The sequence below is a fragment of the Iodidimonas nitroreducens genome, assembly GCA_000710935.1.
Classification (GTDB): domain Bacteria; phylum Pseudomonadota; class Alphaproteobacteria; order Sphingomonadales; family Rhodothalassiaceae; genus Iodidimonas; species Iodidimonas nitroreducens.
Genome location: BAYV01000003.1, coordinates 39,907 through 64,590, shown reverse-complemented (window position 1 = coordinate 64,590; position 24,684 = coordinate 39,907). Strand labels below are relative to the sequence as shown.

Sequence of the window (24,684 nt, the reverse complement as noted above, 5' to 3'; positions counted from 1 at the left end):
GCAAAAAATGACATTGGAAGCCCTTCTCAGCCGCGAGATTTATATCCTGCTTTTGATTTTCGCGCGAACCGGAACGGCCTTCATGTTCATCCCCGGCTATGGGGAATCTTTTGTTGCCGCCCGGATACGGCTTTTATTGGCGCTGGTTTTCAGTTGGGCTTTGATGCCCCTGCTCAGCCATGGGGCGCCTGATCTTCCCGATGCACCTTTTATATTGTTTCAGGCTCTGTTTTTTGAAATTTCCATCGGGGCCTTTCTGGGATTGGCGGGGCGGATGTTCATCACCGCACTGGTCACGGCGGGGCAGATGATTTCCCAGATGATCGGTTTGTCGAATATTTTTGTGATGCCCAATGTTTCGATGCAGCTTGGTTCGGTTGTGGGGGCCTTTCTGATGCTTTCGGGGCTGGTTTTCATTTTTGCATCAGGCCTTCATCTTTTGAGCATCGATGCTTTGGCGCGCAGCTATATCGGTCTGCCGATGGGGCGTATCCCCGATATGGATTGGATTTCGCAAAATTTTGTAGCCGTTGTGGCCCACAGCTTTCGATTGGCAGTTGAACTGGCTTCGCCCTTTCTGGTTTTGGGGTTCATTTATTATCTGGGCCTTGGCCTTGTGAACAAGGCGATGCAGCAGCTTCCGGTGTTTTTCGTCTCGATCCCGGCGGCGATTGCCGGGGGGCTTTTCATCCTCATTCTATCTGTTTCGGCGATGTTGACCCTGTTTCGCGACAGCTATGCCGATTGGCTGATGCGCCTAACGGTCTTGTAGGAGGGCGATGATGGCAGCCGATGATCAGGATAAATCGCAAAAAACCGAAGAGCCAACAGAGAAAAAGCTGGATGAGGCCCGCAAGAAAGGCAATTTGCCGGTCTCGCGGGAAGTGGCGAATGCCATGTCGATACTGGCGGCGCTCATCATGCTGGCTTTTTATGGTGCTGAGTTCACATCAAAGATTTCCAACAGCATTTCGCCCCTGATCATGCAATCCCATGCCATCGATGTGCAATCCGCCCAGGGGGATTTGCGGGCTTTGGCTTTGCAGATCCTTTATGGCCTGTTTGCACCCCTGGCGGTAATTGCCGCTTTTTTTGTGGCGGCGGCCTTTTTATCAGGCTGGATGCAGAATTCGATCATGCTGGCGGCGGATCGGATCACCCCGAAAACCGAGCGGGTCTCGCCCATTGCCGGGTTCAAGCGGCTATTTTCGCTTTCATCTGTGGTGGAATTCATCAAAAGCCTGGTGAAGGTGCTGGCGGTGGGTTTGGTGGTGGGGATTTTGATCTATCAGCAATTGGGTGGGATCGAACAGGCCACCGGCTATGGCATCGATGAATTATCGCGACTTTTGAGCGCTTTATCGGTGCAATTGCTGTTTTTTGTGATGCTGGTTTATATGGTGATCGCCATTCTTGATGTTTTGTGGCGGCGCTTTGATTGGCGGCGGCAATTGCGCATGTCGCGACAGGAAATCAAGGACGAGCACAAGCAGATGGAGGGCGATCCTCAGATCAAGGCGAAGCTGCGGGAGATTCGCCGATCAAGGGTGAAACGGCGGATGATGGCCGAGGTGCCCAAAGCATCGGTGGTGATCATGAACCCAACCCATTATGCCATTGCCCTGCGCTATGAGCGGGGGCAGACACCCGCACCCCTGTGTCTGGCAAAGGGGGTGGATGAACTGGCCTTGAAAATTCGCAGTGTTGCCAAAGAAGCAGGGGTGCCGGTGGTGGATAATCCCACCCTTGCCCGGGCTTTATATCCCCTGGTGGAGATCGATCATTATATCCCCACCGAATTTTATAAGATGATCGCCCAGATCCTGACCGTGGTGATGAAAGAAGATCGCCGCGCCTATAATAAGAAAAAGAAGGGCTGATCCCAACTTTTAGCCATTACTTGATAGAAAAGCCGCTTTGCGATCGGCAAACAGGCGCATGACAAGGCGGGCTTTTTGCACATCCATGCGCGCCAGAATGGGGGCGCCGATGCGTTCGGGCATGCGCTCGATCACCGCTGCCACCACCCGTTCATCCATCTCGTTCAGGATTTCCGCCGCTTCTTTGGGCTTCATATTCTGATAAAGATTGGTCATGCGGGTGAGATCAGCTTCTTCGGTTTGCTGCAGGCGATCAAGCAATTGGCTGGTTTTCTGGTGCAGATCCTGCAGCTTTTGAAAATCAGCGGCCACAGCCCTGCGGCTGGCTTCCACAAGGGCCCGGGCATCGGCCAGATCGGCTTCCTGACGGGCCAGATCGGCTTCGCGCTCGCGGATCAGGGCCAAAGCCCGGCTTGGCACCCGCTCGGCTCGGGCCGAGGTGAAAGCATCGGTCGTGTAAAAAAGAGCGGTCAATTCAGATATATTCTCGTTATCTGAGGACGGGGGCTTGCGGTTATCGCGTACACTTTTAGCCAATTCCTCAGGCAAGGATGATGGGGATTGTGCATTTTTCGGCAATAAATTGCGCGCCCAGGGGCGATCATGCTGGCCAAAGGCATTATAGGGCTTGGTCGTCTCATCATCCGGCTGTGGCTGGGCGGCGGCCGTTGTTTTCAAAGCTTCGTCATTGTTCGGGGCCAGTTGATAGGCTTGGGCCATCGCGGCCATCGATAAAACGGCGATGCTGATGGGCATGATCCGAAATGAAAAAACCGCCATATCAGCGCTCCTTGCTTACAGGATCAAAAGGATTTGCCCCTTTTATGGGTTCGATTCTGGCTTGAGCCAATGGCCATAAAACCTTTTTGAAACCCGGTTGATGGCCGGATGGTTGCGTTGGTGAAGGGGCTGAAGCTTGCGACGAAGGCGGGGGGGCATCAGACGCTTTGGCCGGGGTGGAAAAAGCGGGGGCCGGGGCCCGGTGCTGATGCGCCCGATCAAGGGTGAGGTTAAGACGGCTATTGATTTTCTCGGCTTCAAACACGCCTTCATCCAGCACCGTGGCGATATGATCGCCAGCGGCTTTCATATCTGCCAGCAGCGATTGGGAGCGATCCACCTGTGCCCCAAAATCCTTGAACAGGCTTTCCATATCGCGCAGCGCTGTGCGCATCTCGCTGATTTTTTTATTCAGCCGGATGGAATAAAGGGCTGACGCCAGCAAGGCGACAATCACAAGAATATTGATGAGCATCCCATTCATGCATTTTGCTCCTCAGAAGCATCAAAGATATTCTTTTCGATCCTGATGGCGATCTGGCCTTTGCTTTGGCCGATATGCCCCGATAAAAGGCGCATATCGCCGGATAAAAGATCGGCGCTGCCATCCGCGCTTTTGTTCAATTCGATGAAGGTTCCGGCTTTCCAGCCCAAGGCGGTGGCCAGCGGGATTTCCATTTCGGCCAAAACGCCATCCAAACGGATTTCCGTGCGCTGTAATTGATCGCGGAAATGCTTTTTCCAGCCATTGTCGCGGCCAAAGCTTTCCCCCATGAACATCTGCAACAACAAGGTGCGCACCGGCTCCAGCATGGAATAGGGCATCACCAGATCCACGAAACCATGGCGATTTTCAATCTCGATGGCAAAACGGGCATGGATCGAAGCGCTTGTGGAGCGCGCAATCATCGCCAATTGCGGGTTGGTTTCCAGCCGATCCACATTGAAGGCGATATCTGAAACCGGGGTGAAGGCCTCGCTCAAAGCCCCGCTGAACACCGTCATCAGCCGGGTGACCAGCCTGCGTTCAACCGATGTCAGCGTGCGCACCTCCAAAGTATCGCTATCGAGCATCTCGCGCCCGCCCAGCAGGATTTCCACCGCCGTATAAACCAGCCTGTGATCCATCACGGCCACGCATTTATCTTCCCATTCCACGGCGTTCAGGATGGAAACAAGGCAGGGCAAAGGCACCTGTTCGATAAAATCGCCAAAGCGGATGGCCGAGACCTGATCGATGCTGACTTCCAGATTGGCTGACATCAATTGCCGCAGTTTTTCGCCAAACAGCCGCACAAATCGATCGAACACCACATCAAGCATGGGCAGGCGTTCATAATTGACGATGGTGGAATTGGCGATTTTCTGCATCACTGTTTCAGGGGTATCAAAGCCCGTGGCGTGATCGCTCATCAAGCGGTCGATATCGCTTTGATCCAGTTCGTTTTTGGAAAGATCAACATCAACGGCAGCGGCAAAAGCCTGACCCAAAGTGCCTTGCTGATCGTCGGTTTGCGGCTCATTTGCCATTCATCCACCCCTTCATGATGGTTTACTGCACCAAAAGATCGGTAATCAGCACCTGCTCGATGATCTCATCACCCAATAACAGATTGATCCGGCGCAAGGATTCAGAGCGCATCCGGTAAAGCCCGGCGCTGCCATAGGTATCGCGGGCCCCCAGTTCGCGGAAAAATTCCAGCATCATATCCATGATCAGGGGTTCGGCAGCCTCGACCCGGCTCACCATCAGCGCCGGTGTTTTCAAAACGATCCGGGCCTTGATCACCACCGGCCCGGATGGCCCGCTGCCATTGACCAGAAGATCGGGCAGATGCACATAAGCGGGGGGGCGCTCCCTGATTTCCGGGCCAAAGGATGCGCGGATCGCGATCATCGTCTCGCCCATAAGGCTCATGGCCCGATCCGGCCCCACGGCTGCCATCAGGCCGATCAGGCCCGCCAACGGCAGCCCCAAAAGGCCAGCCAAAGCCAGACCAAGGTGTCTGCGGGCCGATGAGCGAAGATGCGGACGCCATCTTTTCTTTGGCTCATCGATTTCGTCATCTTCTTCAATTTTATTTGGCATTTTAATTAAAAAAGCTCTTTTTTGCATTTCTACCAAGTGTTCGTGAGTGATTATTAGCATCACATCTTTGAACTGAGTTTAAACAGGCTGTCGTAGCTTTGGGGCATTCGGACAGACAACAAAGGTAGAAATCTTGTGACCAAGCTGCTTGCCTCTCTTCGGGCAATGGATCGCAATCGCCTGATCGTTATGGGCCTTGCGGGTGCAACGCTCCTTGTGATTTTGATTGTAATGATCGCGCAATTGGCCAAGCCGCCGATGGCGCTTCTCTATTCGGGGCTGGATCTGGCCGAGGCGGGTAAGGTCAGCCGTTCCCTTGAGCAGATGGGCATATCCGTCGATGTGCGGGACGGTGGCACAACCCTTTTCGTGCCCCAGCCCAGCGTGGCCCGGGCGCGGATGGCTCTGGCCGAAGAAGGCCTGCCCAGCAGTGGGGCGATGGGCTATGAGCTGTTTGATCAGCAGGGCTCTTTGGGGCTGACAAGCTTCATGCAGCAGATCAATCGCTTGCGCGCCCTAGAGGGGGAATTGGCCCGCACGATCACCGCACTGCGCGATGTGGATGCGGCCCGGGTGCATCTGGTTTTGCCGGATCGCGATGCCTTTACCCGCGAACAGATCACCCCTTCGGCTTCGGTGGTGGTGCGGATGCGGGGAAATTTCGCGCTGGAAAAAGCGCAGGCCAGTGCCATTCAATCGCTGGTATCAGCGTCGGTGCCGCGCCTTAATTCATCGGCTGTGACGGTGATGGATAGCCGGGGCAACAAGATTTTTGCCAATGATGGATCGGATATGGCCGGGGCGGCCACCGGCATGAAAGCCGAAGCCGAACTGGCTTTGATCCGATCCGTTGAATCTTTGCTGGCCCCGCGCTTGGGGGCGCAGAATGTGCGGGTTCAGGCGGCGGTTGAATTTGCCCGCAATCGCAGCCGCCTGCGTGAGCAGACCTTTGATCCCTCGGCAACGGCGGTGCGTTCCACCCAATCGGTTGAAGAAGCCGAAATCAATCGTGAGGGTAGCAATGAACAGCCCGTGACCGTGGAACAGAACCTGCCTCAGGTGGTGGTAGGCGCCGAGAATGCCGCCAGCGATCTCAATAACAGCGAGCGCAGTGAACAGGTCACGAATTACGAGATTTCCTCGCGCGTGTTTGAACAAAGCACAGAACCCGGCGGCATCAACCGGCAATCGGTGGGGGTGCTGGTGAATGGCATCTACCAAACCGATGAGGCCGGCAATCAGGTTTATGTGCCGCGCTCGGCCGAGGAACTGGCGCGCATTGAAAATCTGGTGAAATCGGCCATCGGCTTTGATGCCAGCCGTGGCGATCAGGTGACGGTCGAAAATCTGGAATTCATCGATATTGCCAGCACCGCCTTCCCGCCGCAGGGGTCTGCTTTGATGGCGTTCGTTCAATCCAATCTGATGAGCATTCTGCGCTATCTGGTTTTATTGGTGGCGATTGCTTTGGTCAGCATTTTTGGCTTGCGGCCCTTGATCACATCGCTGGCCAATCGCGAGGGCAATAACGAAAACAGGCTGGCCATTGCGGGCGCGCAAGGGCGATCATCGGAGCAGGGCGGGGATGGCGATCTGGCGCTGGAGCCGGGCGCGGATGGTGAACAGGCCCGGCTCGATGGCCCCGATGATGCGGCGGCAAGCGGGGCACGGGCCCTGCCCAAACCCAGCGTGGATGAACGCCTTGATCAAATGCTGGAGGTGCGCGCGGTTGAAGGAAAAGTGCGGGCAAGCTCCCTGCGTAAGCTGGGCGATATTGTAGAAGATAACCCCGATGAGGTGGTGGCGATCTTGCGGAGCTGGATTTATGAGGATGCCGCCTGATGCAGCGCCCCTTTGCCTTTCATCGTGATTTCGATCAGGAAGACGCTGCCCCCCCCAAGGAACCGGCAGCCGATCCAAAATTGATCCTGCGTCACAGCGATGCCGATCTTGAGGCCGCGCAGCTAAAAGCCCGCGAAGAGGGCCATCAGGCAGGCTATGCCGCCGGGCAAAAAGCCGCCAGCGAAGCCATTGCGGCCAAACGCGATGCCCTGATTTTAGAAGCCCTTGATCATATCAGCGATCAGATGCCCGATGCCCGCGAAGCCCTTGATCATATTCTGGCTGATATGGAGCAGCAGGCCACCCGCACCCTTTTGGCCCTGTTGCAAAAGCTGGCGCATCGTTTGACCGAGGATCATGCCCTCACCATCGCGCAAAATCTGGTGCGCCAGGCTCTGCATCAGCATGGCGATGCCCCCAGCCTGACGATCGAGGCCGGTCGCCTTTTGGCCGATCCCCTCAGCCGGCTGGTGCAGCAGGGTGAAGGCACCATGAAAGCCCAGATGAATGGCCTGCTGGTGCAGCAGAATAATCATTTGAGCGATTTTGGCATCGCCATCACATGGGCACGGGGATCGGTGCGCCATGACCCCCAGGAAACCCTGGACCGCATCGACAAGATGATCGGAACCATATTCGACCTGCGTTTGAAATCAGACCATGAAGAAGGAACATTCTGATGAATTTGAAAGATTTTGACGGCGAACAGCCAGATGAAAAACCAGCATCAAAAGGCGCAACTGAAGCCAGTGCCGAGGTCGGAATGGAAAAAGAGGGATCAGCCGGAAAATCCACCAGCAAATCCTCGGCCAAACCGTCAGATAAACCGGCGGGAAAAAAAGCCGGTGAGGCCGCTGCCGGCAATAGCGGGGGCGGCGATGGCGGGGTGATGGCCGATGAAAATGGCAAATACAGCCTTTCCGCCCTTTATAATGTGCCGGTGAATATCAAGGTGGTTTTGGGGTCGGCGGCGCTCACCGTTAATCAGCTTTTGAAGCTGGGGCGGGGTGCCGTGGTGGAAATTGATCGCAAGGTCGGGGAATCGGTGGATATCCACATTAATAACCATCTCGTAGCCCGGGGCGAAGTGGTGATCGTTGAAGATGATCGGCTGGGGGTCACCCTCACCGATATCGTCGATATGCGCATGACGCACAATTAAGATAAGGGCGAGGGGATATGCCGCAAAGCCGGAGAACCGCTTTTCATCTGGGCATTCTTTTGATGGCCGCCGCCTTCATGATCTGGCCGGGCATGGCGCTGGCCCAATCCATGAGCTTTGATCTGGGAACCGGCAGCGATGCCACCCTCACCGCCCGGTTGTTTCAGGTGATCTTGATGATCACTGTGCTTAGCCTTGCGCCGGGTATCCTGATCATGGTGACGAGTTTTGTCCGCATCGTGGTGGTGTTGTCGATCCTGCGCTCGGCCCTGGGGCTGCAACAGGCCCCCCCCAATATCGTTCTGGTCAGCCTTGCCCTTTTTCTCACCGCTTTCATCATGGCCCCCACCTTTGAGCGCGCCTGGAATGAAGGCATGCGGCCCATGATCAATGAAGATGTGACCATGGAACAAGGGGTGAGCAACATTATTGCCCCGGTGAAAAGCTTCATGCTGATGCAGGTGGGCAGCGGCGAACTGGCCTTTTTCGATGCACTGGCCGCACGCAGTTTCGGGGCCGTAAAGGATCCATCCGGCGATCCCCCATCCCCGCCCGCATCACCATCCATAGAAACATCCGGCCCGGGTGGCGGGGCGGCGGCAATGGACGGCAAGGATCTGCTGGCGATGATCGACCGGGCGGCCCAAATGGCAGATGGCCCGGCTGCAGGGGGCGGCGCAGAGAATGGGGGGGCGGATGCGGTATCCTTGCGGATTTTGCTTCCGGCTTTTCTGATTTCTGAATTGCGGCGCGCTTTTGAAATCGGCTTTTTGATTTTCATGCCCTTCCTGATCATCGATCTGGTGGTGGCGGCCTTGTTGATGTCGATGGGGATGATGATGCTGCCGCCAGCCATCGTCGCCTTGCCCTTCAAGGTGATTTTTTTCGTTTTGATCAATGGCTGGCAATTATTGGCGGGCAGCCTTGTGCTGTCTTTTGCCGGCTGAGAATGGAAGGAACCGCGACCATGGCAGGACAATCGATCGTTCGGGATAATTATGTGGCTTTGACCGGCCCTGAAAAGGCATCGATCATGTTTCTGGCCTTGGGCGAGAAACGCGCCGCCCCATTGCTGGAGCGGCTTGATGAGGATGAAATCAGGATCGTCACCCGTGCCATGTCGGGTTTGGGGAATATCACGGCATCGGTTTTAGAAGATCTGATCAATCGCTTTACCGAACAATTCGCCAAGGGGGGTTCGGTGGTCGGCTCTTATGAAAGCACCGAACGGATGCTGAAGGCTTTTCTGCCCGATGATAAGGTGGGCGAGATCATGAATTATATTCGTGGCCCCGCCGGACGCACCACATGGGAAAAGCTATCGAGCGTGAATGAGCATTTATTGGCAAAATATCTCTCAGGCGAGCATCCCCAAACCGTGGCTGTGGTGCTGTCCAAGCTGAACCCCGATCATTCCGCCAAGATATTACCCCTTTTGCCACGCCATATCACCCGCTCGGCGATGCGCCGGATCGTCAAATTGCAATCGATCCCCCAAGAGGTGGTGGGCGATGTGGAAGAAGTTCTGCACAAGGAATTAATGCTCAATTATGCCTTGGCGGCAACCACCGACAGCCATGAACAACTGGCCGAGATTTTCAACCGCACCGATCCCAAATCCCTTGATGATTTTATCGAGGATTTCGAGCGCGACATGCCGGATTCGGCGGCCCTTGTGAAGCAATTGATGTTCACATTTGATGATCTGGTGGAATTGGACCCCATGTCTTTGGGGGTGCTTATCCGCTCTTGCGATACGGATATGCTGGTTTATGCGCTGAAGGGATCGAAAGCCCCCATCCGCGATATGTTCATTGGCCAGATGTCGGAACGCGCCGGGGCTATTTTGCGCGATTCCATCGAAACCATGGGGCCGGTGCTGGCCCGGGATGTGGAGCAGGCCAAGAACAATATTTTGCAAAAGGCAAAAAATCTGGCCGAAGCCGGGGCGATCGTGATCCAGCGGGGCGATAACGCCAATAGTCAGGTGATCTATTAGGTCAGATGATTTCCTGATGGGATCATGCTAGGGTCAGGACCCTAGGGAAAGCCTTTATTTTGATCCGGGAAATATCGTGAGCCAGCCGCCGTCTGAACATCTTGCGCCTGATGCGAAGCGCCATGCGCCCGCAACCGAACGCAATCGCGAGGCCATTTTGCAGGTGCTTTATAAAGCTGTGCCGCAAGATGGCATGATTTTGGAAGTGGCATCGGGAACCGGCGAACATGCGGTTTATATGGCCCCAAAGCTGGCGCCAAGGCTGTGGCAGCCCAGCGATCTTGATGAAGATAATCTGCGCAGCATCAGGGCCTGGGCGATGGAGCAGCCATCAGCCTCTCTGCGCGATCCGGTGCGGCTCGATGTTTCTGCCCCCGATTGGGCGCAGCCTTTTGCGGGTACCCGGCCACAGATCTGCGCTCTTCTTGCCATCAATCTGGTGCATATCAGCCCATGGGCCTGCGCTGAGGGGCTGATGCGGGGCGCTGCGCAGCTTTTGCCGCCGGGCGGTCGGGTGATTTTATATGGTCCCTATAAAATCAAGGGCACCCACACAGCGCCCAGCAATGAAGATTTTGATCAATGGCTAAAGGCGCAGGATGAGGCCTGGGGGGTGCGCGATCTGGAGGCCATAGCCGATCTGGCGCGATCCCATCATCTGATCCTGATCGATCAGATCGCCATGCCCGCCAATAATTATTCACTGATTTTTGAAAGATCAAACTGAGCCCATCGGCTAAAGGGGGATCGCTGTCTCTTTCCCCATTGGGCAAAATATGTTTATTGGGTGATGCCTATTGGGCTGTGACTTGGGACGATTTGAAAGACAAGGGTAGAGTGTGGAATCGATCTATTATGTTCTGAGCTGGGCCTGCCATCGCAAATGCAAACATTGCTATGATGATCGCTTTCGCCCTTATGTGCGCGATGCTCTTGAATCTGTGGTGGTGGAAGGCGAACAGGCCTATGCTCGCATCATCGCCAATCTGCCTGAACGCATGACCTATCGCGATCTTGATGCCCGTAATGCACAGGGCGAGCCCGAAGAAAAGATTGGCCGGATCGTTTTATCGGGGGGCGATGTGCTGGTCGATCCGGTGCGCACCCGCATTCTGTATCCGGCGATGGAGGCGATCACCCGCAAATATCGCGATCAGGGCGGGGTGCGGATCATCGTGCAAACCACGGGGGATCTGGTGACCCCTGAAATCCTTGATGATCTTTTGGCGCGCGGAATGTGGATGATTTCAATTTCCGGCATGGATGATTATCATGTGGGCCTTGAAGGTGATAAAAAACTGCCGCTTGTTGCTCATCTGAAAGATCTGTTTGCCCGGCGGGGGATCAGGAAATCGGGCTATCATGCTCCTGTGATGGGCTGGGCGGACGAAGAGGGCCCGGTTTATGATATGTTTGGCGCCAATGGCGAAGAATGGATCGGCGCTTTATGGCCCCGGGGTCGGTCTTGGCTGAATGGCCTGTCGAAAGCCACATTCAGCGATAATTTCTGCAATGGCTGGTCGGGGGGGCTGCATTTTCTCGATCATGGCCATGCCGGGTCTGAAGTATCGATCGAGCCGAATGGCGATGTTTATCCCTGTTGCCTGAAATCGGCTTCACCCTTGGGCAATCTGCAACAGGAAGCCTTGGTGGATATTCTCGATAGCCTTGCCGGGCATCCGGCGTTCGAGGCCATCAATATGGGCCATCCCGAACGCATGGGCCTATCATTTGGTTGGGATACCGAAACATTCTATGAAAAATCCATGCGCGAAAACCCGAAGGGGGAAATTCAGGGCCATTTATGTTTTGGCTGCGATGCTTTCCATCGCGAGGTTTTGAGCAAGGTCATTGCTGATCTCCGCGCGCAACGCCTGAGCGAAAAGGGCGTGCGCAGCTATGCTGGATAATGTTCTGGTTTCCATTCAGCCAGCTTTTGGTCTGGCGGTGCTGATTGGTATTGCCTGGCTTTTCAGCGAGGATCGGCGCGCTTTTTCATGGCGCTGGGTGGTGGGCGCGGTACTTTTGCAGATCGTGCTGGCTTTTTTATTCCTGCGTGTGCCGATGTTATGGAAATTACTGGAAGCAGCCGGCGAAGGCGTGATGGTGCTGGAACAGGCGTCGCGCGCGGGCTCATCCTATATGTTTGGCTATCTGGGGGGCGCCCCTTTACCGTTCGAGGCAAAAGCCGGGGCATCAACCCTGATCATTGCCTTTGAAATTCTGCCGATCATTCTGGTCACAGCCGCCTTGTCGGCGCTTTTATGGCATTGGCGGATTTTGCCCGCCATCATTCGCGGATTGGGCTGGGCTTTACAGCGCAGTTTGGGAATTGGTGGCGCAGTGGGGCTTGGCACGGCGGCCAATCTGTTCATGGGCGTGGTGGAAAGCCCACTGGTTTTGCGCGCTTATGTACGCACCATGGGGCGGGCGGAAATTTTCATGGTGATGGTGGCGGGGCTTGCCACCGTTTCGGGGGTTGTGCTGGTTTTATATGCCACCTTGATCGAACCCGTGGTGCCGGGTGCCACCGGCCATATCCTTACCGCTTCCCTGATTTCGTTGCCCGCAGCGCTGTTATTTGCGCGGCTGATGATCCCGGGTGACAGTGCCACCGGGGCGAAGGATTTTGATCAAAGCGTGCGCTATGCCAGTTCCTTGGATGCTTTGGTGCGGGGCACCGAAGATGGGCTGAAGGTTTTTTTAAGCGTGATGGCCATGCTGATCGTGGTTTTCGCGCTGGTTTATCTGGCCAATGCCATTTTGGGTCTGGCCCCTGAAATCGGGGGGGCGCCGCTCAGCCTTGATCGGTTGTTCGGCTGGATCTTTGCGCCCATCGTGTTTTTATTCGGGGTGCCCTGGTCTGAAGCCGGGGTGGCCGGGCAATTGATGGGAACGAAGGCGGTTTTGAACGAGTTTATCGCCTATCAGGCCCTGTCGGAATTGCCAGCGGGGGCGTTATCCCAACGATCCTCGCTGATCATGGTTTATGCCATGTGCGGCTTTGCCAATCTGGCCAGCATCGGCCTTCAGGTCGCCACCTTTGCAACATTGGCCCCTGAAAGACGGGCGGAAATCGCGGCTTTGGGGCCGAAGGCCTGGCTTGCGGGCAATCTGGCGACCGGGGCCACAGGGGCGATTGCCGGGCTTGTGCTGTTTTAAAATCGGGGTTTTTTAAATGTCCGGTACCCGAACCCGGCCTCCCAAACGTCTGTACTTGAACATTGAAGCTGACATCCCCTGCCGTGCCATTTTCATGGAACTCTGCTATGGTATCAGTTTGGGGAGGGGCTATAAATCTGGGAGAGGGACGATTCCGCAGCTTTCCGATCAGGAGAATCCATTGTTGGCGGTTTTTCTGGAAAGGCGTGAAGCGCTCCATGCCATGGTGGCGGCGCGCCTGGGGGATCGTCAGGATGCCCGCGATATTTTGCATGATGCCTGGCTCAGGCTTTCTGCCATCAAACAGCCTAAGCGCGTCGATAATCCGTCGGCTTATGTGGTTCGCACGACGCAAAATGTGATGAAGGATCATATCCGCCGGGCCAATGTCAGCCGGCGGCATGTGCAGATGGCGGGGGATTTGCCAGCCGATATTCCTGCTGCGCAATCTTCTCCCGAAATCGATGCTTATCATCGCGCCCGCCTGCGCCAGATGCGCGCCTTGCTTGGCGATCTGTCGCCCAAATGCCAAACTGCTTTTCTGCTCAGCCGTTGCGATGGATTGAGCTATCGCGATATTGGCGATCGCATGGGGATTTCCGACAATATGGTGAAAAAATATCTGGTCAAAGCTTTGGCGCATTTGCGGGCCCATATGCAGCCTGCCGGCGATCCGGCGGATCGGGCTTGAGGCGTTTTGAAAATGAATAACAAAACGATGGATCAGGAACGATCACGCCATGAAAAAGCGGCCCATTGGTGCATCATCATGCAATCGGGGGTGCCGACGGCGGCTGAAAAGAAAGGCTTTGCCGATTGGATCAATGAAAACCCGCTCCATTTGCAGGAATATAGGGCAGTTTTATCCTTATGGGCCGAGGCCGCCGATTATGGCGCAGCCCTTGATCCCAGCAGCGATGTGATCCGTTTATATCCCGCCCATAATGGGGCGACAGCCAAAGATGCGGACGGGCACGGAGGGCGATTATCCGGCTTTTTCGGGGCGATGAAGGACCGGCGCATGGCGGCGGCGTTCGCCGTGATCATGCTGGTGGCGGTGGCTGTTCTTTCATTCCCGCCTTTGGGGGGTGGGGTGCTGGTTACGCAGATTGCGGATAATCTTTTCGGCCCGGCGGTGGAGTCATTCCAAACCCGCAAGGGCGAAAGCCGGATGATTGCTTTGGACGATGGCTCGGTGATTGAATTGAACACGCTGTCGAAACTGGAAATACGCTTCAGCCAGCATGAACGAACGATCATGATGATCGAGGGTGAGGCCTATTTTGATGTGGCCAAAGATCCCCAAAGGCCCTTTGTGGTGCGGACTGATAAGGCCAGCGTGCAGGCGGTGGGCACCGAATTCAATGTGCGCCTTAGCCCGGATGATCTGGCCGTTACGGTTGTGGAGGGGAAGGTGATGCTGCGCCAAACCAAAGCCGATGATGGCACAGTGGCAAAAGCGTGGGAAACCAGCCTGAGCCGGAATGAACAGGCGGTGTTGAGCCGCTTTGATGGCGGCGCGGATAACGATCCCCTGATCCGCAGATCGGATGATGTGCCATTGGAAAAAGTGGTGTCATGGCGGCAGAATAAGCTGATTTTTGAAGCCGCGCGCCTTGGCGATGTGGTGGCGGATTTCAATCGTTATAACACGATGGAAATCATTCTGGCGGATGAGGATTTGGCCGATTTGTCGATCAGCGGGGTTTTTGATTCCCGCGATCCCGAAGCTTTTTCACATACGCTGGAAGCATTCGCACCGGTGGAAGCCCTGATTTTCGGGCGATCCAGAATATTGATCAAAAACATTCATGATAATATATAATATATCGCCTTTTGCTAGATTATTATAATGATCCGCAATCACCATATTCGTGATTTATATTAAATTTACAAAATCGGGTACCCGAAAAGCATCGCTCAAACGTCACTCTTTTCACAGGAAGACTAAACAATCCTGTGGGCAAGGTTTGATCTGCATCTTTGGCACGATGAGATGCGAATTTTAAAAAGCCTTGGATCGCGTACCATCAAGGGCGGACAGTTTGGGAGAAGATCATGACCTTCAAGACCAGTGTTTCTGCATATGCACTTGCGATGGCTTTGGCCAGCACCGCTTATGTCGGCAGTGTTGCGGCCCAAGATAAGGGCCCGCTGCAGGCAAGCGCCGTCGAGGCTGACACGCGCACATTCGAGATTGAAGAACAGGCGGTGGAAACCGCCTTGCAGCGTTTTGCCGAACAATCGGGCTTTCAAATGGCGTGGCTTGCCAATGATGCTTCGATGCTCAATGCAAAAGCGGTGAAGGGCGATTATACCCCGTCTGCGGCGATGCAGATTCTTCTGGATGGCACCGGCCTTGAATTTCGCCAGATCGATGAAAAAACCATCGCTGTTCTGACCAGATCCGCGCAAAAAGATAGCCAAAATGGTCAGGATGAGCGCTGGACCCGCCTGGCATCAGCCAGTGGCGCGCGGATGGCCGGAATGGCGCAGGCAACGGGCGCAGGACAACCCCAGGGTGCCGGGGCTGCGCAGGCCGATCAACAGATGATCGAAGAAGTGGTGGTGACAGGGTCGCGCATTCGGCGCTCCGGCACCGCAACGCCGATCCCCGTCACCATGCTCGATGCCCGCGCCATTGCCTTGAACGGCGATGCCCGCCTGGCCGATACCTTGAATAATCTTCCCGCCATCGGGGCAACGCAGACCTTGGCCAACAGCAATGACAATCCGCAGGAAGCAGGGGCTAATTTCCTCAATCTGCGGCGCTTGGGCATTGATCGCACACTGGTTCTGGTGAATGGCCGCCGCCATGTGGGCAGCCGCCCCGGCACCACGGCAGTGGATGTGAATACCATTCCCACGGCGATGGTCGAACGGGTTGAGGTGATCACCGGCGGGGCTTCGGCGGTTTATGGTGCCGATGCCGTATCGGGGGTGGTCAATTTGATCATGCGCGATGATTTCCAGGGGCTGAAGCTTGATGGTCAGGTGGGGATCACCGATGAGGGCGATGGTGAAAGCTATCAATTGAGCCTGACCGCGGGCACCAATTTCGATGATGGTCGCGGCAATGTCTATTTCAACACGAGCTATGATAAAACACGATCCATCGATGCGCTGGATCGCGGCTATGCCAGCCAAAATCTGCGCTTTGCCAGCAATCCGGCCAATAGCGGCCCCAATGATGGGGTGCCCGATCAGATTTTGTTTGAAAATACCGGCTTCATCGGTACGCCGGGCGGGGGCCGGGTGGTGGCACCCGATACCCTTGGCCTGTTTGAAGCGGATGGCGGCCCTTTCACCTTTGATCAGAATGGCAATCTGATTTCCCAAGATCTGGGGCAATTGCCCGAACCCTTTCTGAGCCAGGGTGGGGATTTTGTTAATCTTTCCGCTTTCGATCTTTTGCAGGTGCCCATTGAACGCCTGATCGTTTCAACCGGGATGCATTATGATCTGCATGAAAAGGTAACGCTGTTTGCCAATGCCAAATATGCCCAAAGCGAAAGCGCAACCGCTGGCCAGCCCACCTTTACCCTGCCCACCTTTTCGCCCATCTTTTTAAATGCTGATAATCCTTTCGTACCGCCCGAATTGCAGACGATTCTGGCGAACAACGGGGCAGATGGCTTTTTTGTTTCGCGCACCAATGTGGATCAGGGGCAAAGGCGCTCGCGTTCGGATCGCGATACCATCCAATTGGAAATCGGGTTTAAGGGGGATATCCATCCCAATCTCGATTATACCGTGCATTATCAATATGGCCGGGCCGACAACACCACCGAATTTCAGAATGAACAGATCTTGTCGCGCTTCAATCAGCAGCTTGATGCGGTGCGTGATGCGGATGGCACTATCGTGTGCCGTGATCAATCGAATGGCTGTGTGCCCCTGAATGTGCTGGGCCCCAATGCCGCAACTGCGGATGCTTTGGCCTTCAGCCATGTTGATTTTCTCACCGAAGGGCGGCTGACCCAGCAGGTGGTGAATGCCACCATTACCGGCGATAGCGCGGGCTTTATCGATCTGCCTGCGGGGGCGCTTGGCTTTGCCCTTGGCACCGAATACCGCAAGGAATCGGCAGAAACCGAAGAAGGCTTCCTGCGCAATAGCGGTGATGTGTTCCCCGGCGGTCCCATCGAAGATGTGGCTGGCAGCTTTGATGTGTGGGAAGCTTTTGGGGAAATCAGCGTGCCGGTTTTGCGCGGCCTGCCTTTTGCTGAAGAGGTTAATCTGGAAGCGGCCGTGCGCTTTGCCGATTATTCCACCATCGGCAGCGCCACCACATGGAAGGTGGGCGGCGATTGGGCACCCATCAGCGATATTCGCTTTCGGGCGGTGGTGAGCCAGGCCGTGCGCGCCCCCAATATCGGCGAGCTGTTTGCCCCCACAAGATTGGCCAATGTGTTTTTGGAAGACCCCTGCGATAGTTCAAATCTGCAAGCGGGAGCTTCCAGCCGGGCCGCCAACTGCGCGGCTTTGGGGCTGCCGGCCGATTTTATTTCCAATGCTGGTGCCGTTACCACCCGGGTGCTGACCGGGGGCAATGAAAATCTGAAAGAAGAAACCGCCGATACACTGACATTCGGGGCCGTGCTCACCCCGCGCATGATCCCCGGTTTCAGCCTCACTGTCGATTATTGGAATATTGAAATCGATGATGCGGTGAACAGCTTTCCGGTGCAGGCGGTGGCCAATAATTGCGTGGATGCCGAAACCATCGATAATCCCTTCTGCGAGAGCATCACGCGCCGGCCGGATGGAAATTTTGAAAGCATTTCCAGCCAGTTGATCAATGTGGCCTCGCTGGAAGCCGCAGGCATTGATATCGAAGCCAAATATTTCATGGATCTGGGGGCGGTGACGAACAATGCCGTGCCCGGCACCCTTGATCTCAATCTGGTGGCCACCTATCTCGATAGCCTTAATTTCTTTGCGCAGGAAGGTCAGGCCGTGCCGGATCGGGAAGCCGGAGAATTGGGCGACCCGGAATGGACGGTGAATCTTCGGGGCACTTATGAACTGGGCGATCTCACCTTCAGCCTTTATCAGCGCTTCATTTCCAGCCAGCGCCTTGATCTGGCGGAATCGCCTGAATTCCGCGATCCCAACAGCACCGGATCGGAATGGTACACCGATCTTCAGGTCCGCTATCGTCTGGCTGATCTGACCGAGGTCTATTTCGGTGTGGATAATGTGTTTGATAATGCCCCGCCGCCTTTGGCACGGGTGCCGGAAACCCGCAGCTTTGGGGATGATGCGGTGGTCTTCGATCAGATCGGGCGCTTCTTTTATGCGGGCGTTACGGTTCAATTCTAGGCTTTTAAAATGCAAAAAAAGGGGGGTCGGCCAAAGCCTGCCCCCTTTTTTATGAAGATGGAGTGATGCACCATGGGCGACCCACGTGATTTTAAATTCATCGGCCTTTGTCTCGCTATCGGCCTTGCTGCCTGTGGCCAGCAAAAAACGGATGAGGATAAATCGGCCTTCAGCCCCGCGATCACAGCGGAGGATCTGGCCGCCCATAGCGCTGTTTTGGCCAGTGATGATTTTGGCGGGCGGCCCCCTTCGGGGCCAATGGCCGATAAAACCATCACCTATCTGGTGAATGCCTTGGAAAATATGGGGCTAGAGCCCGCTTTTGGCGACAGCTTCACCCAAAAAGTGCCGCTTGTCTCGATCGAAGCGGCGCCCGATGCGGTGTTGCGGGTCGCAGGCGATGCGCAAACGCGATCCTATGCCTATGGCAGCGATATGATGGTCTGGACGACGCGGGTGGCCGAGCATATGGCCATAAAGGACAGCGAACTCGTTTTCGTGGGCTATGGCATCAACGCCCCCGAATATGGCTGGAATGATTATGAAGGCATCGACATGACCGGGAAAACCGCGATCATTCTGGTCAATGATCCTGGCTTTGCCACCCAAAACCCCGATCTGTTCGATGGCAATAGCATGACCTATTATGGCCGCTGGACCTATAAATATGAAGAGGCCGCCCGCCAAGGGGCAGAAGGCGCGATCATCATTCACCAAACCGCCCCTGCGGCTTATCCCTGGAGCGTGGTGGAAAACAGCTGGACCGGCCCGCAATTTGATCTGGTGCGCCCCGATGGCAATGCCGGGCGCGTGGCGATTGAAGGCTGGGTGCAGGAAAGGGTGGCGCAGCAGATATTTGCCGATGCCGGGCTTGATTTTGATGACCTGACGAAGGCCGCACAAACACCGGGGTTCAAGCCCATGACGATGGGTTTGACCGCATCGGTGGCGGTGAAAAACAGCATCGAAACATCGCAAACGGTGAATGTCGGCGGTGTTTTGAAAGGGGCGAGCCATCCCGATGAGGCGGTGATCTATACGGCCCATTGGGATCATCTGGGCGAAGGCCCGGCGGTGGATGGGGATAAAATCTATAATGGCGCGGCCGATAATGCCACCGGCATTGCCACGGTTTTAGAAGTGGCGCAAAAAATGGCGGCAGCCCAAAAATCCCCCCGTCGCACGGTTTTGTTCCTGTTTGTGGGGGCAGAGGAACAGGGCCTTTTGGGAGCCTATCATTATGCCGATAACCCCATCACCCCCCTTGGAAAAACGGCAGCCCTGATCAATACGGATGTGGTTTTGCCCTTGGGCGAGATGAAGGATATCACGGTGATTGGGCTTGGTTCATCCCAGCTTGAAGAGATTTTAGCCGATAATATTGCAGTGGATGGGCGCAGCCTTACCCCCTATCCCAATCCCGAGCAGGGCTTTTATTTTCGCTCGGATCATTTCGCCCTCGCCAAGCGGGGCGTACCGGCGCTTTATCTGGATACCGGAACCGAACATATCACCAAGGGTCGCGCCTTTGTGGCCAAGGCCAAGGCCGATTATGTGGCCCATCGCTATCATAAACCATCGGATGAAATCATGCCCGATTGGGATTATAGCGGGGTGGTTCTGGATGCCCGGGCGATCCATGATGTGGGCTGGACTGTGGCCAATAGTGATCGCTGGCCGCACTGGTATGAAGGCAATCCCTTCCGCGCCATCCGCGCTGAAAGCGCCGATATGCGGCCCTGACCCGATCAGCGCGCGGTGGATTGGGTTTTCGGCTTCAGGATCAGCAGCAATAGCCCGCCCAAAACCAGGATGCTGGAAATCATAAAGCGCGTGCTCAGCGCTTCACCCACGAACACAATTCCCCCCAATGCGGCCAGCAGGGGGACCGAAGTTTGCGACAGGGCGGCCAGGCTTGGCGATAATTTGGGCAGGGCCTTGTACCAGAGCACATAGCCCAAGCCCGAGGTGACGGCCCCCGATAGAATGGCAAGGAACAGGCCCGAAGCATGCGGACGGCCAAAATCGCCAAATATCAAGAAAATCGGTATAGCAATAAAGCTGGCCATCAGGAAATTGCCTGTGGTGGCGGCGATGGGATCGCGGGCCAAACCGGTTTTGGGCGAAGATTTTTTGGCACCGTGAAGGGAATAAAAGCCCCAGGCCACCCCGCTCAAGCCCATCAGCAGGGCACCGACAGGATCGGGAGCGCTGGCCCCGGGCAGAAGAAAAGCGCCAAGCCCGCTCAGGGCGATGCTGATCCCCAGCCATTCGCGCCCGGAAGGGTGCATCCCCCGCCACAGGGCCACGCCGATCATGCTCGCCTGAACCATGGCGAAAAGGATCAGGGCCCCGGTGGCGGTTTCAAGCCGGATATAGGCAAAAGAAAAAGCGGCGGCATAAATCAGCAGATAAAGGGCAGGCCAAAACCCTCTTCCCGCCCATGCCTGTGCAAGCTTGTCTGATCGCCCTTTTGCTTGCAAAAGCATCAAAAAAGCCAGCATCAAAGCGCCTGATAAAAGCCTGATCAGGGTAAAGGCGGCGGGCGAGATGGCCCCATCGGCCAGCGCCAAACGGCAGATCACCGAATTGGCGGCAAAGGCCAGCAAAGCGGCAAGGCTGAGCAGAAAGAGATGCAAAGAGGCGATCATGATCACGAAATGTCCGAAAAAAACTGATTTAATGGGATGGAGCCAGAATGCAGCATAAGGGGATAGCCTAAGAGGTCGAGCGGATAATGATCCCACACCCTGTATCCTGATGGGCAACATGCCTTTTTTGTGAGCTTTATGGCTCGATCAGGATATGATCAGATCAATATGATGCTATTGGCAATCAAGGAAATATGTGATGTCTCAATCTTCTGCTACCCAGCAAACGGCTTCGGTCAATCGTCGTCTCGTGCTTGCCGAACGGCCGAAAGGCGAACCCACAGCAAGCACCCTGCGCCTTGAAACCGCCGAGATTCCTGCCCCCAAAAAAGGCCAGATGCTGCTGCGGACCGAGTTTTTATCTCTCGACCCCTATATGCGCGGACGGATGAGCGATGCCCCATCTTATGCCGCACCGGTGGAAATCGGCGGTGTGATGGTGGGGGGCACGGTGGCCCAGGTGGTGCAATCCGAGCGCGATGGCTTTGCAAAAGGCGATTGGGTGGTAAGCTTTAATGGCTGGCAGGATTATGCCCTATCCGATGGCACCGGGGTGATGCCTTTGGGGCGCAATCCGCAAAATCCCTCCTGGGCTTTGGGGGTTCTGGGGATGCCGGGCTTTACCGCTTGGGCGGGGCTGACCAAAATCGGCCAGCCCAAGGCCGGGGAAACCCTTGTGGTGGCAGCGGCAACGGGGCCAGTGGGCGCCACCGTAGGCCAGATCGGTAAAATTTTGGGCTGCCATGTGGTGGGCGTTGCCGGGGGCCCGGAAAAATGCGCCTATGCGGTTGAAACCTTGGGCTTTGATGCCTGTATCGATCATAAGGCTGATGATTTCGCCCAGCAGCTTGTGGCCGCCACGCCCAAGGGGATTGATGTGTATTTTGAAAATGTCGGCGGCAAGGTGTTTGATGCCGTCATCGGTCAGCTTAATCCCGGGGCGCGGGTGCCTGTGTGCGGGCTGATTTCGCAATATAATGCCACCAGCCTGCCTGCGGGGCCGGATCGGATGAACTGGCTGATGGGGCAATTATTGCGCAAGCGCATCACCATGCGCGGCTTTATCATTTTCGATGATTTCGCCCATCTTTATCCCGATTTTGCCAAAGACATGCAGGGCTGGATCGCGGCGGGCAAAATGCACTATCGCGAAGAAATCATCGAAGGATTGGAACAGGCGCCGGAAGCCTTTATCGGCCTTTTGCGCGGGGAAAATTTCGGTAAGCGGGTGATCTATGTTGGACCTTTGACGGCCTGACCGCAAAGCGCGATGCCTTATATATGCCGGGCCGGGAGCATCGATCCCCCGGCCCGGCACCGGTTTTAGAAATTGTAGCTGAGGCTGAAGCGGAAGGACCGCCCCAAAATCGGCCGGGCAAAGATCGCCGTGCCGGTTTGGGCCCCCAGAACACGGGGATTGCCTTCGGTCAAGCCATGGCTGTCGGTGAGATTGTCTGCGGTGACCTGAAAGGTCCAGTTATCCACATCCATGACGACCCCGGCATCGAGCTTTTGATAATCTTCCAGAACCTGCTGATTTTCAGAATCCGAGAAGCGATCCCCCACATGGGTGAAGGTGCCATAAAGGGTGGCAAAGCCCCAGGGCAGGGCGATGTCGTAGCTGGGGGTAAAGCGCAATTGCAATTTCGGTTGGCGTTGCACGCGATTGCCGTCATTAACGCTTTTCCCATCGAATTCCGCATCCTGCCATGTGCCGGTCAGGGCAAGCGACATGCCTTCAAAAGGCCGCACGACGAATTCACCTTCCACACCAATGGCATTCGAGCCGGAAATGATCACCACATTTTCGCCATCGATGAAGCGCTGTTCGGGCAATCCGGTGAAATCATTGTAGAATAGGGTTGCAAACACACTGACCATATCCGTTGAAGCCTTCAGCCCCACTTCATATTGGTCAATGGATTGAATGCCATCCGCGCCATCCCGCAGATTATCAAATTGCGGGAATTTCTGACCATTATTGACCCGGGCAAAGATCGCCATATCCTGGTTCAGATTATAGTTCGCACCGATGGTCCAGGATGTTTCCGTTTCATCAAAATTGATGGTGCGGAATGAGCCATTCAAAATAGCGGCATTATTGTTGAAAAGCGTGGTGGGATCATCATCAAGATCGACACCGAAATCAACATTTTCTAGGGTGGCATCAACATTCTGGTTTTCGATGCGGAAGCCGGCATCGATGCGCAGATCGGGGGTGATCTGCCATTCATCAGCAAAATAGGCGGCAATATTGCGGCCATTATAAGCGGCATTCACATCAAAGAAAGGCGCGCCGATAAAGCCATTGCGAGTCACCTGGGTGCCATCATTGAGGCTGAGATCAATGCGCCGGGCATTTTCTTCGGCAGCCAGAAGCTGATCATTGCCCAGAAACCAAAGATCGTTTGATGAGTAATCAGAAATATAAAGGCCAACAGTGAAGGTGTTGCCTTCAAACAGATCTTTGGCCACCGAAAAATCATTGGTAAAGGATTCGATATCCTTTTCCACTGACCACATGCCCGCCGTTAGCGCCTGTTGGCTAAGATCGGTGATTTGTTCGCCGGATTCGGTGAAGGTGAAGGTGCCGCCCACGCCATTCGTGTCGATCCCGGCGAGAATATCACCCAAGGTGCGGGGGGTATTGGCAGGCACCAGGCCGATGGTATCAGCATCGCCCGACATATAATTGAATTTCTCGCGGATAGTCCAGCCGCCATCGAATTCAAATTCTGCGCTGCCGCCGATCATAAAGGTTTCTGCACCCCGGCCATCGGCCAGATCCAGACGGCGGGTTTCGCCATTTCGGCCGGTTTCGATTACGCCCAAGCGATTGCCATTGCCGATCAGATTGCCGGTACCGCGATCAAAGCCCGGGAATTCTTCGATATTGCCATTTTCATCCGACAAAAGGGGGATCGGCAAAAGCCAGGCCCCGCGATCATCAAGGAAGCGGGTATAGACATTGATCTGTCCATTATCGAACAATTTCGTGATATTGGCGCTGATCTGTCCGCCCCGTTCGGAATTGAATTCGGCGTCCCTGATCCCGTTCGATGTGCGGTAAAAGCCGCCAAAGCTGTAGAACAGATCATCCGCCAAGGGGCCGCTCATCTGCACATCGACCCGCTTTTCACCAAAATCGGTGCCAGACAGCTTTAAGATGCCTTCGGTTTCCGGGCCACCTTGTTTTTGGATGAAATTGACCGTTACCCCTGGCTGGCCATTGGAGAAGACAGGATTGGGGCCGCCGCGCAAAGCTTCCATGCGCTCAACCGTTTCATCGATCCGAAACAAGCTGGAATTTTCAAGGAAAGACAATGTGGGGGGCGGGAAGATGGGCATGCCATCCACCTGAATCGTCACGAATTCGGCGTCACCTGCGCCGGGAAAGCCGCGCACGAAGATATTGGCACCGGATTCACCGCCAGAGCTTTCAGCCCACACACCGGGAACCGCTTTCAGAAGATCGGCGGTGCTTTTGGGCGCGAATTTGTTAATTGCATCATTATTCATGGTGGTGATGGCAAAGCTGGCATCCAGCTTCTTCATCCCCGCGCCGCCGGGGCGACCAGTGACCACGATTTCCTCAAGGCTGAGGGTATTGCTTTGTTCGCGTTCGCTCAGCTGATCGGCAGCCTGCTCGCTATCGGCGGCCGTTATTTGCGCAAAAGCCTGCCCGGTTGCAGCGCTTGCACCATAAAGCAGGGCAAAGCCTGCGACTGTTGACAGGAAACCGCGTGCTGCTATGCGCGCGGTTCGTGAGCCGTGTGTTTTTGAGGTCATGTCAT

21 protein-coding genes are annotated in these 24,684 nt (G+C 55.4%); 15 read left to right on the top strand and 6 right to left on the bottom strand.

Annotation, left to right across the window (positions count from 1 at the left end; all coding sequences use genetic code 11):
• Nucleotides 1–7: 7 nt before the first annotated feature.
• Both AQ1_RS00940 and flhB read left to right on the top strand, forming a co-directional pair.
• Nucleotides 8–772 (top strand): flagellar biosynthetic protein FliR, encoded by a 765-nt coding sequence (locus AQ1_RS00940; protein WP_042083014.1) that lies wholly within the window; start codon nucleotides 8–10, stop codon nucleotides 770–772.
• A gap of 7 nt (nucleotides 773–779) precedes the next feature.
• Nucleotides 780–1,880, top strand: a complete 1,101-nt coding sequence (flhB, locus tag AQ1_RS00935) for a flagellar biosynthesis protein FlhB (RefSeq protein ID WP_052370668.1) — start codon at nucleotides 780–782, stop codon at nucleotides 1,878–1,880.
• Between the two features lie 9 nt (nucleotides 1,881–1,889).
• Here the strand turns inward: flhB and AQ1_RS14300 are convergent, their stop codons facing one another.
• Genes AQ1_RS14300 through AQ1_RS14295 form a run of 4 tightly spaced genes read right to left on the bottom strand, consistent with a single transcriptional unit; the run spans nucleotide 1,890 to nucleotide 4,749 of the window.
• Entirely contained in the window at nucleotides 1,890–2,660 is a 771-nt protein-coding gene (locus tag AQ1_RS14300; RefSeq protein WP_052370666.1) for a MotE family protein, read from the bottom strand.
• 1 nt (nucleotide 2,661) lies between these two features.
• Nucleotides 2,662–3,144: a hypothetical protein gene (locus tag AQ1_RS00925; RefSeq protein ID WP_042083011.1), complete on the bottom strand. Its 483-nt coding sequence runs from the start codon at nucleotides 3,142–3,144 to the stop codon at nucleotides 2,662–2,664.
• Nucleotides 3,141–4,190, bottom strand: a complete 1,050-nt coding sequence (locus AQ1_RS00920) for a FliM/FliN family flagellar motor switch protein (protein WP_042083009.1) — start codon at nucleotides 4,188–4,190, stop codon at nucleotides 3,141–3,143. Before AQ1_RS00920 ends, AQ1_RS00925 begins: the two co-directional genes overlap by 4 nt.
• A gap of 22 nt (nucleotides 4,191–4,212) precedes the next feature.
• Nucleotides 4,213–4,749, bottom strand: a complete 537-nt coding sequence (locus AQ1_RS14295) for a flagellar basal body-associated FliL family protein (RefSeq protein WP_161760358.1) — start codon at nucleotides 4,747–4,749, stop codon at nucleotides 4,213–4,215.
• 135 nt (nucleotides 4,750–4,884) lie between these two features.
• Between AQ1_RS14295 and fliF the strand changes: the two genes are divergently transcribed.
• From fliF to AQ1_RS00855, 12 genes are all read left to right on the top strand, one after another.
• Nucleotides 4,885–6,591, top strand: a complete 1,707-nt coding sequence (fliF, locus tag AQ1_RS00910; RefSeq protein WP_152550366.1) for a flagellar basal-body MS-ring/collar protein FliF — start codon at nucleotides 4,885–4,887, stop codon at nucleotides 6,589–6,591.
• On the top strand, nucleotides 6,591–7,271 hold the full coding sequence (locus AQ1_RS00905) for a FliH/SctL family protein (RefSeq protein ID WP_042083003.1): 681 nt from the start codon (nucleotides 6,591–6,593) through the stop codon (nucleotides 7,269–7,271). The genes fliF and AQ1_RS00905 overlap by 1 nt, the downstream gene beginning before the upstream one ends.
• Before the next feature lie 209 nt (nucleotides 7,272–7,480).
• Entirely contained in the window at nucleotides 7,481–7,753 is a 273-nt protein-coding gene (gene fliN, locus AQ1_RS00900) for a flagellar motor switch protein FliN (RefSeq protein ID WP_042083124.1), read from the top strand.
• Nucleotides 7,754–7,770: 17 nt separating this feature from the next.
• Nucleotides 7,771–8,700 (top strand): flagellar type III secretion system pore protein FliP, encoded by a 930-nt coding sequence (locus AQ1_RS15385; protein ID WP_042083000.1) that lies wholly within the window; start codon nucleotides 7,771–7,773, stop codon nucleotides 8,698–8,700.
• 20 nt (nucleotides 8,701–8,720) lie between these two features.
• On the top strand, nucleotides 8,721–9,752 hold the full coding sequence (locus AQ1_RS00890; protein WP_042083122.1) for a flagellar motor switch protein FliG: 1,032 nt from the start codon (nucleotides 8,721–8,723) through the stop codon (nucleotides 9,750–9,752).
• A gap of 76 nt (nucleotides 9,753–9,828) precedes the next feature.
• Nucleotides 9,829–10,479, top strand: a complete 651-nt coding sequence (locus AQ1_RS00885) for a DUF938 domain-containing protein (RefSeq protein ID WP_042082998.1) — start codon at nucleotides 9,829–9,831, stop codon at nucleotides 10,477–10,479.
• A gap of 112 nt (nucleotides 10,480–10,591) precedes the next feature.
• The gene (locus AQ1_RS00880; RefSeq protein ID WP_042082996.1) at nucleotides 10,592–11,662 is read left to right on the top strand and encodes a radical SAM/SPASM domain-containing protein; all 1,071 of its coding nucleotides are present in this window, start codon (nucleotides 10,592–10,594) and stop codon (nucleotides 11,660–11,662) included.
• Nucleotides 11,652–12,914, top strand: a complete 1,263-nt coding sequence (locus AQ1_RS00875) for a NupC/NupG family nucleoside CNT transporter (protein WP_042082993.1) — start codon at nucleotides 11,652–11,654, stop codon at nucleotides 12,912–12,914. Before AQ1_RS00880 ends, AQ1_RS00875 begins: the two co-directional genes overlap by 11 nt.
• A gap of 184 nt (nucleotides 12,915–13,098) precedes the next feature.
• Nucleotides 13,099–13,605 carry an RNA polymerase sigma factor gene (locus tag AQ1_RS00870; protein ID WP_161760356.1) on the top strand — a complete coding sequence of 169 codons (507 nt, stop codon included), beginning with the start codon at nucleotides 13,099–13,101 and terminating at the stop codon, nucleotides 13,603–13,605.
• 12 nt (nucleotides 13,606–13,617) lie between these two features.
• Complete coding sequence (locus AQ1_RS00865) at nucleotides 13,618–14,739, top strand: FecR family protein (protein ID WP_042082987.1); 1,122 nt, start codon at nucleotides 13,618–13,620, stop codon at nucleotides 14,737–14,739.
• A 233-nt stretch (nucleotides 14,740–14,972) separates the two neighbouring features.
• A complete protein-coding gene (locus AQ1_RS00860) occupies nucleotides 14,973–18,239 on the top strand; it encodes a TonB-dependent receptor (RefSeq protein WP_042082985.1) in 3,267 nt (1,088 codons plus the stop codon).
• Between the two features lie 72 nt (nucleotides 18,240–18,311).
• A complete protein-coding gene (locus AQ1_RS00855) occupies nucleotides 18,312–19,982 on the top strand; it encodes a M28 family metallopeptidase (protein WP_042082982.1) in 1,671 nt (556 codons plus the stop codon).
• 5 nt (nucleotides 19,983–19,987) lie between these two features.
• Here AQ1_RS00855 and AQ1_RS00850 read toward each other — a convergent pair whose 3' ends face one another.
• Complete coding sequence (locus AQ1_RS00850) at nucleotides 19,988–20,890, bottom strand: DMT family transporter (protein ID WP_042083121.1); 903 nt, start codon at nucleotides 20,888–20,890, stop codon at nucleotides 19,988–19,990.
• Nucleotides 20,891–21,089: 199 nt separating this feature from the next.
• Here AQ1_RS00850 and AQ1_RS00845 point away from each other — a divergent pair, with 199 nt between their 5' ends.
• Complete coding sequence (locus tag AQ1_RS00845) at nucleotides 21,090–22,148, top strand: NADP-dependent oxidoreductase (RefSeq protein ID WP_042082979.1); 1,059 nt, start codon at nucleotides 21,090–21,092, stop codon at nucleotides 22,146–22,148.
• A gap of 65 nt (nucleotides 22,149–22,213) precedes the next feature.
• Here AQ1_RS00845 and AQ1_RS00840 read toward each other — a convergent pair whose 3' ends face one another.
• A complete protein-coding gene (locus tag AQ1_RS00840; protein WP_161760354.1) occupies nucleotides 22,214–24,679 on the bottom strand; it encodes a TonB-dependent receptor in 2,466 nt (821 codons plus the stop codon).
• Between the last annotated feature and the right edge of the window lie 5 nt (nucleotides 24,680–24,684).